Annotated in this window: 13 protein-coding genes; 2 read left to right on the top strand and 11 right to left on the bottom strand. The window is 53.7% G+C overall.

The genetic code is table 11. The features are described 5' to 3' along the window. Nucleotides 1-4: 4 nt before the first annotated feature. Nucleotides 5-2,587 carry a leucine--tRNA ligase gene (gene leuS, locus ACI2I2_RS18685; RefSeq protein ID WP_404659240.1) on the bottom strand — a complete coding sequence of 861 codons (2,583 nt, stop codon included), beginning with the start codon at nt 2,585-2,587 and terminating at the stop codon, nt 5-7. A 214-nt stretch (nt 2,588-2,801) separates the two neighbouring features. On the opposite strand from leuS, the gene ACI2I2_RS18680 reads away from it, so the two are divergent. Continuing rightward, nucleotides 2,802-3,284 (top strand): zinc ribbon-containing protein, encoded by a 483-nt coding sequence (locus tag ACI2I2_RS18680; protein WP_404659239.1) that lies wholly within the window; start codon nt 2,802-2,804, stop codon nt 3,282-3,284. Nucleotides 3,285-3,657: 373 nt separating this feature from the next. Here the strand turns inward: ACI2I2_RS18680 and ACI2I2_RS18675 are convergent, their stop codons facing one another. From ACI2I2_RS18675 to miaB, 9 genes are all read right to left on the bottom strand, one after another. Next, a complete protein-coding gene (locus ACI2I2_RS18675) occupies nt 3,658-4,383 on the bottom strand; it encodes an amino acid ABC transporter ATP-binding protein (RefSeq protein ID WP_404659238.1) in 726 nt (241 codons plus the stop codon). Further along, complete coding sequence (gene gltK, locus ACI2I2_RS18670) at nt 4,383-5,057, bottom strand: glutamate/aspartate ABC transporter permease GltK (protein WP_330984480.1); 675 nt, start codon at nt 5,055-5,057, stop codon at nt 4,383-4,385. Before gltK ends, ACI2I2_RS18675 begins: the two co-directional genes overlap by 1 nt. After that, a complete protein-coding gene (locus tag ACI2I2_RS18665) occupies nt 5,057-5,797 on the bottom strand; it encodes an amino acid ABC transporter permease (RefSeq protein WP_404659237.1) in 741 nt (246 codons plus the stop codon). Before ACI2I2_RS18665 ends, gltK begins: the two co-directional genes overlap by 1 nt. Before the next feature lie 178 nt (nt 5,798-5,975). Beyond that, nucleotides 5,976-6,881, bottom strand: coding sequence for an amino acid ABC transporter substrate-binding protein (locus ACI2I2_RS18660; RefSeq protein ID WP_404659236.1), 906 nt, complete (start codon nt 6,879-6,881; stop codon nt 5,976-5,978). 465 nt (nt 6,882-7,346) lie between these two features. Beyond that, complete coding sequence (lnt, locus tag ACI2I2_RS18655) at nt 7,347-8,885, bottom strand: apolipoprotein N-acyltransferase (RefSeq protein WP_404659235.1); 1,539 nt, start codon at nt 8,883-8,885, stop codon at nt 7,347-7,349. Between the two features lie 22 nt (nt 8,886-8,907). Continuing rightward, nucleotides 8,908-9,786 carry a CNNM family magnesium/cobalt transport protein CorC gene (gene corC / locus ACI2I2_RS18650; RefSeq protein ID WP_330984475.1) on the bottom strand — a complete coding sequence of 293 codons (879 nt, stop codon included), beginning with the start codon at nt 9,784-9,786 and terminating at the stop codon, nt 8,908-8,910. 102 nt (nt 9,787-9,888) lie between these two features. Next, complete coding sequence (ybeY, locus tag ACI2I2_RS18645) at nt 9,889-10,356, bottom strand: rRNA maturation RNase YbeY (protein WP_404659234.1); 468 nt, start codon at nt 10,354-10,356, stop codon at nt 9,889-9,891. After that, nucleotides 10,353-11,408, bottom strand: coding sequence for a PhoH family protein (locus ACI2I2_RS18640; protein ID WP_404659233.1), 1,056 nt, complete (start codon nt 11,406-11,408; stop codon nt 10,353-10,355). Before ACI2I2_RS18640 ends, ybeY begins: the two co-directional genes overlap by 4 nt. A 152-nt stretch (nt 11,409-11,560) precedes the next feature. Continuing rightward, nucleotides 11,561-12,994 (bottom strand): tRNA (N6-isopentenyl adenosine(37)-C2)-methylthiotransferase MiaB, encoded by a 1,434-nt coding sequence (miaB, locus tag ACI2I2_RS18635; RefSeq protein WP_404659232.1) that lies wholly within the window; start codon nt 12,992-12,994, stop codon nt 11,561-11,563. Nucleotides 12,995-13,133: 139 nt separating this feature from the next. Between miaB and ubiF the strand changes: the two genes are divergently transcribed. Beyond that, nucleotides 13,134-14,309: a 3-demethoxyubiquinol 3-hydroxylase gene (gene ubiF, locus ACI2I2_RS18630; protein WP_404659231.1), complete on the top strand. Its 1,176-nt coding sequence runs from the start codon at nt 13,134-13,136 to the stop codon at nt 14,307-14,309. On the opposite strand, the gene ACI2I2_RS18625 is transcribed toward ubiF, so the two are convergent. Further along, nucleotides 14,310-14,903 carry a hypothetical protein gene (locus ACI2I2_RS18625; RefSeq protein WP_404659230.1) on the bottom strand — a complete coding sequence of 198 codons (594 nt, stop codon included), beginning with the start codon at nt 14,901-14,903 and terminating at the stop codon, nt 14,310-14,312. Nucleotides 14,904-14,981: the final 78 nt, after the last annotated feature.

Genomic DNA, 14,981 nt, shown 5'->3' with positions numbered 1-14,981 from the left:
GCGCTTAGCCAACGACCAGGTTGAGCAGTTTACCCGGTACGTAAATTACTTTACGCACGGTAACGCCTTCCAGATATTTCGCAACCAAATGTTCCTGGCCTGCGCGTTCACGAACTTGCTCTTCGGTCGCATCCACCGGCACGGTGACTTTGCCGCGAACTTTGCCGTTAACCTGTACGACAACCAGCGTGGTGTTCTCAACCATCGCTTTTTCGTCTGCAACCGGCCATGGTGCGTTATCCACATCACCTTCGCCGCCCAGCGTCTGCCACAGGGTGAAGCTCACGTGTGGGGTGAACGGGTTCAACATGCGAACCACAGCCAGCAATGCTTCCTGCATCAGCGCGCGATCTTGCTCGCCTTCAGTCGGGGCTTTCGCCAGCTTGTTCATCAGTTCCATCACAGCCGCAATCGCGGTGTTGAAGGTCTGACGACGACCAACATCATCGGTCACTTTGGCGATGGTTTTATGCACGTCGCGACGCAGAGCCTGCTGATCTTCGCTCAGCGCATCAACATTCAGTGCCGCAACCGGGCCTTTAGAGGTGTGCTCATAAACCAGCTTCCAGACGCGCTTCAGGAAGCGGTTCGCGCCTTCAACGCCGGATTCCTGCCATTCCAGCGTCATATCGGCTGGGGAGGCAAACATCATGAACAAACGTACGGTGTCTGCGCCGTAACGCTCAACCATTTCCTGCGGGTCGATGCCGTTGTTTTTCGACTTCGACATTTTGCTCATGCCGGTGTACACCAACTCATGGCCCGCGTTGTCTTTCGCTTTTACGATACGGCCTTTTTCGTCGCGCTCAACAATGGCGTCTTTCGGAGACACCCAGTTGCGCTCGCCGTTTTCACCGACGTAATAGAATGCGTCTGCCAGCACCATGCCCTGACACAGCAGCTGTTTGGCTGGCTCGTCAGAGTTCACCATGCCTGCATCGCGCATCAGTTTGTGGAAGAAGCGGAAATACAGCAGGTGCATGATGGCGTGTTCGATACCGCCGATGTAGATATCGACGGGCAGCCAGTAGTTGGCAGCATCTGAATCCAGCATGCCTTCCTGATAGTCCGGGCAGGTGTAACGCGCGTAGTACCAGGAAGACTCCATAAAGGTGTCAAAGGTATCCGTTTCGCGCAGTGCAGGCTGACCGTTTACGGTGGTTTTTGCCCACTCAGGATCGGCTTTAATTGGGCTTGTGATCCCGTCCATGACCACGTCTTCCGGCAGAATAACCGGCAGTTGATCTTCAGGCGTTGGCATCACGGTACCGTCTTCCAGCGTCACCATTGGAATCGGTGCACCCCAGTAACGCTGACGGGAAACACCCCAGTCGCGCAGACGGAAGTTAACTTTACGCTCACCAACGCCCAGCGCTGCAAGCTTATCGGCAATGGCGTTAAAGCCTGCTTCGAAGCTCAGACCGCTGAATTCGCCGGAGTTGAACAGGGTACCTTTTTCGGTCAATGCCTGTTCGGAGAGGTCTGGTTCTGAGCCGTCGGCGGCCAGAATAACGGGCTTGATGTTCAGACCGTATTTGCTGGCGAATTCGTAGTCGCGCTGATCGTGACCAGGAACGGCCATGACTGCGCCGGTGCCGTATTCCATCAGCACGAAGTTCGCCGCCCATACCGGAATCGCTTCGCCGGTCAGCGGGTGAATGGCTTTAAAGCCAGTATCGACGCCTTTCTTCTCCATCGTTGCCATGTCAGCTTCGGCAACTTTGGTGTTACGGCATTCGTCGATGAAGGCGGCAAGTTCTGGGTTGTTCGCCGCAGCCTGCTGTGCCAGCGGGTGGCCAGCTGCAACGGCCAGATACGTCGCACCCATAAAGGTGTCTGGACGGGTGGTGTAGACCGTCAGTTTGTCCGTGTAATCGGTGACATCAAAGGAGATTTCTACCCCTTCGGAACGGCCAATCCAGTTGCGCTGCATGGTTTTAACGGTGTCTGGCCACTGATCCATTTTATCCAGATCGTTGAGCAGTTCATCCGCGTAAGCAGTGATTTTGATAAACCACTGTGGAATTTCTTTACGCTCAACTTTGGTGTCGCAGCGCCAGCAGCAGCCGTCGATAACCTGTTCGTTGGCCAGAACGGTCTGATCGTTCGGGCACCAGTTAACGGCAGAGGTTTTCTTGTACACGAGGCCTTTTTTATACAGCTCGGTAAAGAACTTCTGCTCCCAACGGTAGTATTCCGGGGTACAGGTCGCCAGTTCACGGCTCCAGTCATAGCCGAAGCCCAGCATTTTCAGCTGGTTTTTCATGTAGGCGATGTTGTCGTAGGTCCACGGTGCAGGTGCAGTGTTGTTTTTCACCGCCGCGCCTTCTGCCGGGAGGCCGAACGCATCCCAACCGATAGGCTGCAGCACGTTTTTGCCCAGCATGCGCTGGTAACGGGCAATCACATCACCAATGGTGTAGTTACGCACGTGGCCCATGTGTAGTCGGCCAGAAGGATAGGGGAGCATCGACAGGCAATAGTATTTCTCTTTGCTGTTGTCTTCAGTCACTTCAAATGTGCGCTTCTCGTCCCAGTGTTGCTGGACTTTCGATTCTATCTCTTCCGGGCGGTATTGCTCTTGCATGGCAGCCAGTGGTCCTGTTTTCAATACAGCTACAAACGTAGCCAATGGATGTGGTCATTCAGATCCGCATAGCATAGCCCAAACGCGCACGTCAAAACAGCCTTTCACACACTCCAGGCTGGCGTTTATTTACCGAGTCTGTGGCTGAACTGACAAAGCGTGTGGGAAATAAGGTCTACTATTAGAAGACGTTAACCGCCCGGGAGATGAAACAATGAACAAGGTTGCTCAATATTATCGTGAACTGGTGACGACACTGACGGAACGCCTGCGCAATGGCGAGCGCGATATTGACGCGCTGGTTGAGCAAGCACGCGCGAGTGTTAGCCAGACCGGGGAGTTAACCCGAACCGAAATTGAAGAGCTGACGCGTGCTGTTCGGCGTGATCTGGAAGAGTTTGCCATCAGTTACAACGAAAGCCAGGACGAGCTAAAAGACAGCGTTTTTTTACGGGTGATTAAAGAGAGTATCTGGCAAGAACTGGCAGACATCACCGACAAAACACAGCTGGAATGGCGCGAGGTTTTCCAGGATTTGAATCATCATGGCGTGTATCACAGCGGCGAGGTGGTAGGGCTGGGTAATCTGGTTTGCGAGAAGTGCCATTTCCATCTGGCGGTATATTCACCGGATGTGCTGCCGTTGTGCCCGAAATGCGGTCACGACCAGTTTCAGCGTAAGGCTTTTGAGCCGTGATAAATGCGCTCCTCCTTACTGGAGGGGCTAGTGTTTGCTCCCTCTCCACTTGGGAGAGGGTCGGGGTGAGGGCATCAGACCGCACAAGGTAAAAGCCAAACCTTCTCAGTGGAGAAGGTTTTTAGTGTTTGCTCCCTCTCCACGTGGGAGAGGGTCGGGGTGAGGGCATCAGACCGCACAAGGTAAAAGCAAAACCTTCTCAGTGGAGAAGGTTTTTAGTGTTTGCTCCCTCTCCACGTGGGAGAGGGTCGGGGAGAGGGCATCAGACCGCACAAGGTAAAAGCAAAACCTTCTCAGTGGAGAAGGTTTTTAGTGTTTGCTCCCTCTCCACGTGGGAGAGGGGCGGGGAGAGGGCATCAGACCGCACCTATCGTTAATGCAAAATCTTCGCCAGGAAGTCTTTCGCACGGTCTGATTGCGGGTTATTGAAGAAGTCATCTTTGTCGGAGTCTTCGACAATCTTGCCCTCATCCATAAAGATTACGCGGTTGGCTACTTTGCGGGCAAAGCCCATTTCGTGCGTCACCACCATCATCGTCATCCCTTCGTGCGCCAGTTCCACCATGACATCCAGGACTTCGTTGATCATCTCTGGATCAAGCGCGGAAGTGGGTTCGTCAAACAGCATCGCCACCGGGTCCATACACAACGCGCGGGCAATCGCCACACGTTGTTGTTGGCCGCCGGAGAGCTGTGCGGGGAATTTATCGGCATGCGCGGAAAGCCCAACACGCTCAAGCAGCTTCAGGCCTTTGGTGCGTGCAGCCGTTTTATCGCGCTTGAGGACTTTGACCTGTGCCAGTGTCAGGTTCTCAATAATCGACAAGTGTGGGAACAGCTCAAAGTGCTGGAACACCATACCCACGTGAGAACGCAATTTGGCCAGGTCGGTTTTCTTGTCGTTGACCTTAGTGCCGTTGACCAGAATTTCGCCTTGCTGCACGGGTTCCAGGCCATTCACGGTTTTGATCAGCGTAGATTTGCCGGACCCTGAAGGGCCACAAACCACCACCACTTCGCCTTTTTTCACTTCCGTGGAGCAGTCGGTCAGCACCTGAAAGTGACCATACCATTTCGAAACATTTTTCAGGGAAATCATTACACGGTCCTTTTCTTCAAATAGCTGACCAACAGCGAGGCGCTCAAACTGATAACAAAATAGACGGCCCCGGCAAACAGGATCATCTCAACCTGGGTTCCGTCACGCTCGCCAATGGTGGAGGCGGTACGGAAGAAGTCGGCAAGGCTTAGCACGTAGACGAGCGAGGTATCCTGGAACAGGACAATGCCCTGCGTCAGCAGCAACGGCACCATCGCACGGAACGCTTGTGGCAGGATAATTAGCTTCATTGACTGCCATTGGGTCATCCCCAGCGCCAACGCCGCATTGCCCTGACCGCGAGACACACTCTGAATACCGGCACGGATTATCTCGGAATAGTAAGCCGCTTCAAACATGGAAAAGGCCACCATCGCCGACACCAGACGGATGTCCGTCTTCGGTGATAGCCCCAACACGTTTTGCAGGAAGCCAGGTACTATCAAATAGAACCACAGCAGCACCATCACCAGCGGAATCGAACGGAACACGTTCACATAAGCTGTTGCAAACCAGGCCACCGGTTTGAAGGTGGAGAGACGCATTACCGCAAGGATTGTGCCCCAGACGATACCGATAACCACGGCCGTGACGGTGATTTTCAGCGTAATCACCAGACCAGCCAGCAGGTATGGCATGGAAGGGACGATTGAACTCCAGTCAAAATCGTACATTATTTGCCTCCCATATTGCCCGGCAGGCGGATTTTGCGTTCAACAATATTCATCACCAGCATGATAACCGCGTTAATAAACACATAGGCGAGGGTGATGGCGGTAAAGGATTCCCAGGCATGCGCCGAGTAGTCCAGCAGTTTCCCTGCTTGTGCGGCCATGTCGACCAAACCAATCGTTGAGGCAATGGCCGAATTTTTCACCAGGTTCATCATCTCAGAGGTCATCGGTGGCACGATCACGCGATAGGCATTAGGCAGCAGCACGTAACGGTAGGTTTGCGGGAGCGTTAAGCCCATCGCTAAGCCTGCATTTTTTTGTCCACGTGGCAGAGACTGGATTGCGGCACGCACCTGCTCACAAACACGCGCAGCGGTGAACAGCCCCAGGCAGAGCATGGAGGAAACAAAGAACTGAATGTTAGGGTCAAGCTCAGACTTAAACCAGGTGCCGATGTTTTCCGGCAGCAGCTCTGGGATCACCAGATACCAGGTAAAAAACTGAACGATTAGCGGAACGTTACGGAACAGTTCTACGTACAACGTGCCGATTCCGGAAAGGAAACGGTTAGGGACGGTGCGCAGAATGCCGAACAGCGAGCCGACAAGGAAAGCGATAATCCAGGCCGTTACAGATAACGCAACGGTGACCTGAAAGCCGCTCCACAGCCAGCCCAGATAGGTGGTGTTGCCGAACGGGGCTTGTTGCAAAAAAATACCCCAGTTCCAGTCGATTGACATAAATGGACTCCGAAAAAAAAAGGGTAGCAGCGCTACCCTCGAAGACTGCTAAGGAAACCTTTACCCTGCACAGGGTAATTTTAATTCATGCCGAGTGGGGAACGACCCCTCGGCGTATAGTCTGTCCGTATTTCCTCGCAATCGAGAGGGCAGGCGAACCCGCCCATCGTTGTTTTAATTAGTTAAGCGCCTTGTCGCTTGGTGCTTTGAACAGCGCTTTCATGTCGTCTGACAGGTCAAAGTTCATGTTCAGGTTTTTCGGTGGGATTGGGTTTTTGAACCACTTATCAAACCACTTCTCGGCTTCACCGGAAGTCTGAGCCTGAGCGATGGTGTCATCCATCAGCTTTTTGAACTGTGGGTCATCTTTACGCAGCATGCAGCCGTAAGCTTCTTTGGACTGCGCGGTGCCGACGATTTCCCAGTTGTCTGGTTTCTTCGCTTTTGCACGTTCGCCAGCCAGCAACGCATCATCCATCATGAACGCAACGGCGCGGCCGCTTTCCAGAGTACGGAAGGAGTCACCGTGATCTTTCGCGCTGATGATACGCATATCCATTTTCTTCTCGTCGTTCAGCTTATGCAGCAGCACTTCGGAAGTGGTACCGGAGGTCACGACCACGGCTTTGCCTTTCAGGTCAGCGAAATCTTTAATCGGGCCGCCTTTTTTGGTCAGCAGACGAGTACCGACTACGAAAATGGTGTCAGAGAACGCAGCCTGTTTTTGACGTTCGAGGTTGTTGGTGGTGGAGCCACACTCGAAGTCGAAGGTGCCGTTTTGCAGCAGGGGAATACGGTTTTGAGAGGTAATTGGGATCAGTTTGACCTGCAGGTCCGGCTTGTTCAGCTTTTTCTTGATAGCGTCAACGATCGCGTTGGAGTAATCCTGAGAGTAACCGACAACCTGTTGCTGGTTGTCATAGTAGGAAAATGGTACGGATGACTCACGGTGGCCGACCACAATCACACCATTTTTGGCGATTTTGTCCAGCGTACTGCCCGCTGCAGGTGCGTCTTCTGCATGGACTACGCCTGCGGACATTCCCATCACCAGCATTGCTGTGGCCAGTTTACGTAATTGCATATCCAACTCCTTATCGTGGCGTCGTGGAGACGCACAGATACCCATTGTGAGTGTTGTGTTGTTATTGCCTGCCACTTTTGTGTGCAGTATTAAGCCTGTTTGTTAACATTTAGTTTGGCTTAATGTAAAGATTTTGCTGCGATATTGTTTGTTTTTGCGAAGTGCGCCGCACCGTTTTAAGGCAAAAATCCTGGCTTGCACCGAAAAGGTGCCACCGATGGACGCTGTTGGTGCAACTTAGTCGCACCTGCGCAAAATACGCAGCTCACTGAAATAACAAAGCAATTGGCGTGCCAGAAATGGTTTTTAATGAAAGGGAGAGGGGAAATGTAGGCCGGGCAAACGGAGTGCTGCCCGGCAGATAAGCCGTTGCGAAAGTGCGGTCTGGTGCCCTCACCCCGACCCTCTCCCACGTGGAGAGGGAGAGAACACTAAAAATCGTCTCTTTAGAGACGCTTTTGCTGTTTACCTCGAACGTTTTCGCAGGCTCATCACCAGCGCACCAAAACCAAACAGCGCAGTGATGATCCACAGCGGCCAGTTGCCTGTACGGGCGTAAGGCGTCAGGCCAGATGTTGGCGTCACGGTAGTGGTCAGCACTTCGCGGGTGAACTGCGGGATCATCGCCTGCACGTCACCTTGTGGATTAATCACCGCAGTAATCCCGTTGTTGGTACTGCGCAGAAGAGGGCGAGCCAGTTCGAGCGCACGCATTCTTGCCATCTGGAAGTGCTGCCACGGACCGATGGATTTACCAAACCAGGCATCGTTAGAGATGGTTAGCAGGAAATCGGTATCCGGGCGGAAGTTATCACGCACTTGCTCGCCGAGAATGATCTCGTAGCAGATAGCCGCCGTCAGCTTCAGATTATGGGCTGAAAGCTGTGGCTGAACATACGGCCCACGGCTAAAGGATGACATCGGCAGATCGAAGAACGGTGCGAGAGGGCGCAGAATAGATTCCAGCGGAACAAACTCACCAAAAGGCACCAGATGGTTCTTATTGTAGCGATCGGTAGAGTTGTAGCTGTAGGGGTTATCTTTCCCCAGCGTGATGATGGTGTTGTAGGTGTCGTAACGGTTTTTGGCGTTAAGACGTGAATCCACCACACCTGTTATCAGCGAGCTGTTTTTCGCGCGCAGCATATCGTCCATCATGCTCAGTAAACGCTGCTGGTTGATCTCCAGATCGGGGATCGCTGATTCCGGCCAGATGATGAGCTGTGACTTGCCCATCACTTTTTCAGTGGCATCGAGATAGATCTGGAGCGTATTCAGAAGCTCCTTTTCATCCCATTTCAGCGACTGGGGAATATTGCCCTGAACCAGCGACACTTGCGTGGTACGGTCAGGCAGCAGTTGATACCACTGAATGTAACGCAACGGGAAAGGCAGCGCGAAAAGCACCACGGCAACCACCAACGGACGCCAGTTGCGGCTGACCAGCGCCAACGCCAGCAGGCCACTGACCATCATCAGCAGGAAGTTAATCGCCTCCACGCCCATCACCGGGGCCAGCCCCTTCAGTGGGCCATCAATCTGGCTATAGCCGAACTGCAGCCACGGGAAGCCGGTTAAGACCCAACCGCGCAGAAACTCGGTGATTTGCCAGACGACGGGAGCCGCAATCGCCACACGTAGCCAGGTCGCTTTAGGCCACAAGCGGGAAAGAATGCCCGCGAACAGACCGGTATAAAGCGACAGATAAGCTGCCAGCAATACCACCAGGAACACGTTCACCGGGCCGGGCATACCGCCAAACTGGGCGATACTGACATAAACCCAGTTAATGCCAGAGCCGAATAAACCTAAGCCCCAGAAATAACCAATCCATGCGCTTTGCAGCGGCCGACGGTTGAGGGTTAATCCCTGAAGACCCATCAGCGAGACGATCGCCGCAGGCCAGAAATCATAAGGAGAAAATGCCAGCGTTCCGCAGGCGCCGAAAAGTAGCGCCAGCAGCAAGCGTACGCGCTGGCGTTCAATCAGAGGGGCAAATGCCATTTAGCGTTGTCGTCCCGTTAAATTAGTCTTCCAGATTCGGCTGGGGGGCATCTTCCGGAAGTTTGACATGTACCTGGATGATACGGCGGCTGTCCGCCATCGCAACTTTGAACTGGTAACCATCGATGTCAATGGATTCGCCGCGGGCAGGCAGATGCCCGAACGCCTGCATCACCAGACCGCCAATGGTATCCACTTCTTCATCGCTGAAGTGGGTGCCGTAGGCTTCGTTGAAGTCTTCGATGGAAGCCAGCGCGCGCACCGTCCAGGTGTGACGGCTTAACTGACGGAAATCGATGTCTTCTTCTTCATCGTATTCGTCTTCAATTTCGCCGACGATCAGTTCCAGAATGTCTTCGATAGTCACCAGACCCGACACACCGCCAAATTCGTCAATCACAATCGCCATGTGGTAGCGCTGGGAACGGAACTCTTTGAGCATGCGGTCAACACGCTTGCTTTCCGGTACCACCACCGCCTGGCGTAACACTTTATCCATGCTGAAAGCTTCGGCATCGCTGCGCATAAACGGCAGCAGATCCTTGGCCATCAGAATCCCTTCGATATGATCTTTGTCTTCGCTGATAACCGGGAAACGCGAGTGTGCCGATTCGATAATGACATCGAGGCACTCATCCAGAGTCTGGTTGCGTTTCAGGGTAATCATTTGCGAGCGGGGGATCATGATGTCGCGGACGCGCTGGTCGGCGATATCCATTACCCCTTCGAGCATGTCACGAGTATCTTCGTCGATAAGATCGTTCTGCCCGGAATCACGGATCAGCGCCAGCAGTTCATCACGGTTTTTCGGTTCGCCGTGGAACAGTTGGCTCAGTAAGAGGGAGAAGAATCCCTTTTTGCTGTTTAAGGTGTCGCTACTGTGTGAGTTGTCGTCGCTCATGGCGTCGTATGGGGTCTCATGTTAGGGAAATCGTGGCTGCTGCGCGTAAACTCAGCGTCAGACAGCATAAAATGCCAGCGCGGCGGTGAGCCGCCGCACAGGTTATTCTTTCTCGGCAATGTACGGATCATCATAGCCCAGAGCAAGCATTATCTCTGTTTCCAGGCTCTCCATCTCTTCCGCTTCTTCGTCTTCGATATGGTCATAGCCCAGCAGATGCAGACTGCCATGTACAACCATATGCGCCCAGTGCGCCTCCAGCGGTTTGCCTTGTTCTTCCGCTTCGCGCTCGACCACCTGACGGCAGATGATGAGATCGCCAAGCAGCGGCAATTCCATACCCGGTGGCGCTTCAAACGGGAAGGAGAGCACGTTGGTGGATTTGTCCTTGCCGCGATAAGTCAGGTTCAGCTCGTGGCTTTCGGCTTCGTCCACCAGACGTACGGTGACTTCTGACTCTTCCTGAAACGCAGGAATCGTTGCATCCAGCCAGCGTTGAAAGGCGGCCTCTTGTGGCAGGCCGTTTTCGTTTTCGCAGGCCAGCTGCAAATCCAACATCACCGAACTCATTTTTGCTCCTGGGTTTGCGCCGCCAGCGCTTCACGCTTGCGTTCTGCTGCTTCGGCAGCTTTGCGTTTCTGTTCTGCTTCTTCCCACGCTTCATAGGCATTGACGATACGGGCCACCACCGGGTGGCGCACAACGTCTTCGCTGTGGAAGAAGTTAAAGCTGATTTCATCGACTTCCGCCAGCACTTCAATCGCGTGGCGCAGGCCGGATTTCACGTTGCGTGGCAAGTCAATCTGCGTCACGTCGCCGGTGATGACCGCTTTCGAGTTAAAGCCAATACGGGTCAGGAACATCTTCATCTGTTCGATGGTGGTGTTCTGGCTTTCGTCGAGAATAATGAAAGCATCGTTCAGGGTACGTCCACGCATATAGGCAAGTGGTGCGACTTCAATGACATTGCGTTCAATAAGCTTTTCGACTTTTTCGAAACCGAGCATCTCAAACAAGGCGTCGTACAGCGGACGCAGATACGGGTCGACTTTCTGGCTCAGATCGCCAGGCAGGAAGCCCAGTTTTTCCCCGGCTTCCACCGCAGGGCGAGTCAGCAGAATGCGGCGAATTTCCTGACGCTCAAGTGCATCAACCGCAGCGGCAACCGCGAGATAGGTTTTGCCTGTCCCCGCCGGGCCAACGCCGAAAGTGATGTCGTGGTCGAGAATATTGGCGATGTACTGTGCCTGATTCGGCGTGCGCGGTTTGATAACGCCACGCTTGGTCTTGATGTTAATGGCTTTGCCGTAATCCGGGACGCTTTCTGCGCTTTGTTCCAGCACACGCGCTTCTTTAATGGCGAGGTGGATTTGTTCCGGGTCGATATCCTGCGTCTGGCCGCGCATTGGCGCGGTGTCGACATACAGGCTGCGCAGAATATCGGCGGCTGCGTTCACGCAGATAGCGCGTCCGGTCAGTTTAAAATGGTTGTCGCGACGGTTGATTTCGATGCCCAGACGGCGTTCCAGATGTTTGATGTTGTCATCAAACGGGCCACAGAGGCTCAGCAGGCGTTCGTTGTCCGCTGGCTCGAGGGTGATTTCACGGGTTTCTGTATTCAAACTGTTCCTCTTCTGGCTGACAATGTGCGTAGGAGTTCCACGTGCTCTAAGGAAATTATTCTCGCAAGCGTTTAAAGGTGCAAGCATTGCAATTTATGTGGGGGGCAGGGCGAGGAAAAACAAGGGCCTGCCGCTGGGGCAGGCCGACAAGATTATGGCTGGAACACGCCGACGCCGAGATCGTTCTCTTTACGGGTGCGGGCAATCACAGATTCCGGAGATTGCGCAACGCGCAGGCCCATTTCAGCTTCGGTGCGAACCACTTTGCCGCGCAGTGAGTTGGTATACACGTCAACGATTTCAACATCGACGAATTTGCCCACCATGTCTGGCGTGCCTTCGAAGTTAACCACGCGGTTATTTTCGGTGCGGCCCGTCAGTTCCATAATGCTCTTACGGGAAGTGCCTTCCACCAGAATACGCTGAGTGGTGCCTATCATCCGGCGGCTCCAGGCCATCGCCTGCTGGTTGATTCGTTCCTGCAGGATATACAGACGCTGTTTTTTGTCCTCATCCGGCACGTCATCGACCATATCGGCGGCTGGCGTACCTGGACGGGCAGAGAAGATAAAGCTGTAGCTGGTATCCATATTGACGTCAGAAATGACTTTCATCGTCTTCTCGAAGTCTTCGTTGGTTTCCCCCGGGAAGCCAACGATGAAATCAGAGCTTATCTGGATAGTCGGGCGTGCCACCAGCAGCTTACGAATAATCGCTTTGTACTCCAGCACGGTGTGCGTACGGCCCATCAGGTTCAGGATACGGTCAGAGCCGCTCTGAACAGGCAGGTGCAGGAAGCTCACCAGCTCCGGCGTGTCACGGTAAACGTCAATGATGTCGTCCGTGAATTCGATAGGATGGCTGGTGGTGAAACGGAGACGGTCGATGCCGTCGATGGCGGCCACCAGACGCAGCAGTTCGGAGAATGACCCGGTGCTGCCGTCGTAGTTCGCTCCACGCCAGGCATTCACGTTCTGGCCAAGCAGATGAATTTCACGCACGCCCTGAGCCGCCAGTTGGGCGACTTCAAACAAAATATCGTCGGTTGGACGGCTGACTTCTTCGCCGCGGGTGTAAGGCACCACGCAGTAAGTGCAGTATTTATTGCAGCCTTCCATGATTGAGACAAAGGCCGTTGGGCCGTCGGCTTTCGGTTCTGGCAGGCGGTCGAATTTTTCGATTTCCGGGAAGCTAACGTCAATGATCGGCTTGCGATGGTCGCGCATTTCCCGAATAGAAGTGATCATTTCCGGCAGGCGGTGCAGGGTCTGCGGGCCAAAAATGATGTCGACGTAATGGGCGCGCTGGCGAATGAGCTTGCCTTCCTGAGAAGCCACGCAGCCACCAATGCCGATAATCACGTCCGGGCGTTTTGCCTTAATGAGCTTCCAGCGTCCTAGCTGATGGAACACTTTCTCCTGCGCTTTCTCACGAATCGAGCAGGTGTTCAGCAACAGCACGTCGGCTTCTTCCGCGATGTCGGTCAGTTGATAGCCATGAGTGGCATCCAGCAGATCGGCCATCTTTGATGAATCGTATTCGTTCATCTGACAGCCCCAGGTTTTGATGTGGAGTTTTTTTGTCATCGACTTAGCTTTGCTCTAAGGAACGCAGGGCGCGTATTGTAATGCTTTGCGGCGAGTGTGACCAGTATGACCGAGCCTTCGCCCAAAGGGGGAAAAAATCCGGTAAACTTAAGAGATTCAGGTTTAAGGATTATTGACCATGAGCACTCAACAAACAGATGTCGCGATTGTCGGCGGCGGAATGGTAGGCGGAGCGCTGGCGCTGGGGCTGGCGCAGCAGGGATTCACTGTCACGGTGATCGAACAAACCACGCCACCGGCGTTCGACGCTTCAAGTCAGCCCGATGTGCGTATTTCTGCCATCAGCGCCGCCTCGGTGGGATTGCTGCGCGGGTTAGGCGTTTGGGAGGCGATTCAAGGGATGCGAACGCATCGCTATCGCCAGCTTGAAACCTGGGAGTGGGAAAGTGCGCATGTGGTGTTTAATGCCGCAGAACTGAAGCTGCCAGAGCTTGGTTATATGGTGGAGAACAATGTTCTGCAACTCGCGTTGTGGCAGGCGTTGCAAGCCCATGACAATGTGCAATTGTGTGTACCCGCCACGCTAGAAACGATGCTGCATGAACCGCAGGGCTATCTGCTTAACTTTAGGGATGGCAGTGAGCTGCGTGCGAAGTTGGTGATCGGTGCCGATGGAGCTAACTCTCAGGTACGCCAGATGGCGGGCATTGGGACCCATGCCTGGCAGTATCAGCAATCGTGTATGTTGATAACCGTCGAGTGTGAACAAGATCCGGGTGACAGCACCTGGCAGCAATTCACACCCGCGGGCCCACGCGCTTTCCTGCCACTGTTTGATCGCTGGGCCTCGCTGGTCTGGTATGACTCTCCCGCAAAAATTCGCCAGCTTCAGGCGTTGTCTTTGCCACAGCTTGATCAAGAAATCCGTCAAAACTTCCCTGCGCGGTTGGGCAATGTCAAAGCAGTTGCTGCGGGAGCTTTCCCGTTAACGAGACGCCACGCTTTGCGCTATGTGCAGCCAGCACTGGCGTTAGTCGGCGACGCTGCGCATACCATTCATCCGCTGGCCGGGCAGGGCGTAAATCTTGGTTATCGTGATGTGGATGCGCTACTCGACGTATTGGCGAATGCGCGTAGTCAGGGTGAAGACTGGGCGAGCTTGCAAGTTCTGAAGCGCTATCAAACGCGGCGGATGGCCGATAACTACGTGATGCAGTCGGGAATGGATTTGTTCTACGCCAGCTTCAGCAACGACCTCGCGCCGCTGAGGATGCTGCGTAATATCGGCCTGATGGCGGCTGAACGCGCTGGCGTGCTGAAACGCCAGGCGCTGAAATATGCTTTAGGGCTGTAATCACACCAAAGAGCACAGCTTGCTTAAGGCGGGTTGTGCTTTCTGTTTGTTCAGGAATAAGGCCTGGTACCACACAGTGCCGGCTTTCGAAGTGATTGTCTGAATTTCCCATTGCTGCTTTCTGATCTGGCTTAATGTTCTTAAGGTGGAGGCCAGCAGGATAACCAACAGACACAGCAAAAGGGCTTCGACCAGCCCTGCAAAGCTCATCAACTCAATTTCTTTTCCCTGGTTAAAAAGCATCACCACCGCCACGACCTGGATGGCAAGCTTGCCGCCAAATCCTCTTAAGAAGAATTGTTGCAAACGCTCTGGCGATGAAAAACAGGGATTGTTCAGCGTCGAACGTTGTTCCTGAATCGGTATTGCAGTGAGGTACAGCATCCAGTCGGAGCGCTCTTTGATAAGCCAGGCGCTCCCGGTTTCACTCAAAGTATGAAGGCGCATAGACACGACAACGGGCAGGACCACACCTGTCATCACGATGTAGAACAGTGGGCTCGTTAAGCCGAGAAACAAGCATCCCAGACAGAGAGCCAGGACAAGGAATATGTAGGGGTTGTAGAACCACAGTGTTGTCGTTTGGTAGTTCATTGGAATTCGTCCTGAAGACAATGAACGTATAAATTACAGGCAAATAAAACGACTGAAAACAAAAAAGCCCGCGTAAGC

The organism is Scandinavium sp. NPDC088450, assembly GCF_044900545.1.
Classification (GTDB): domain Bacteria; phylum Pseudomonadota; class Gammaproteobacteria; order Enterobacterales; family Enterobacteriaceae; genus Scandinavium.
The sequence above is the reverse complement of the archived record's forward strand: the minus strand, read 5'-3'. Positions and strand labels throughout refer to the sequence as shown.

Excerpts from the sequence above, each read along its gene's own strand:
- leuS (WP_404659240.1), bottom strand. The coding sequence starts at position 2,587 with ATGCAAGAGCAATACCGCCCGGAAGAGATAGAATCGAAAGTCCAGCAA.
- ACI2I2_RS18680 (WP_404659239.1), top strand. The coding sequence starts at position 2,802 with ATGAACAAGGTTGCTCAATATTATCGTGAACTGGTGACGACACTGACG.
- ACI2I2_RS18675 (WP_404659238.1), bottom strand. The coding sequence starts at position 4,383 with ATGATTTCCCTGAAAAATGTTTCGAAATGGTATGGTCACTTTCAGGTG.
- gltK (WP_330984480.1), bottom strand. The coding sequence starts at position 5,057 with ATGTACGATTTTGACTGGAGTTCAATCGTCCCTTCCATGCCATACCTG.
- ACI2I2_RS18665 (WP_404659237.1), bottom strand. The coding sequence starts at position 5,797 with ATGTCAATCGACTGGAACTGGGGTATTTTTTTGCAACAAGCCCCGTTC.
- ACI2I2_RS18660 (WP_404659236.1), bottom strand. The coding sequence starts at position 6,881 with ATGCAATTACGTAAACTGGCCACAGCAATGCTGGTGATGGGAATGTCC.
- lnt (WP_404659235.1), bottom strand. The coding sequence starts at position 8,885 with ATGGCATTTGCCCCTCTGATTGAACGCCAGCGCGTACGCTTGCTGCTG.
- corC (WP_330984475.1), bottom strand. The coding sequence starts at position 9,786 with ATGAGCGACGACAACTCACACAGTAGCGACACCTTAAACAGCAAAAAG.
- ybeY (WP_404659234.1), bottom strand. The coding sequence starts at position 10,356 with ATGAGTTCGGTGATGTTGGATTTGCAGCTGGCCTGCGAAAACGAAAAC.
- miaB (WP_404659232.1), bottom strand. The coding sequence starts at position 12,994 with ATGACAAAAAAACTCCACATCAAAACCTGGGGCTGTCAGATGAACGAA.
- ubiF (WP_404659231.1), top strand. The coding sequence starts at position 13,134 with ATGAGCACTCAACAAACAGATGTCGCGATTGTCGGCGGCGGAATGGTA.
- ACI2I2_RS18625 (WP_404659230.1), bottom strand. The coding sequence starts at position 14,903 with ATGAACTACCAAACGACAACACTGTGGTTCTACAACCCCTACATATTC.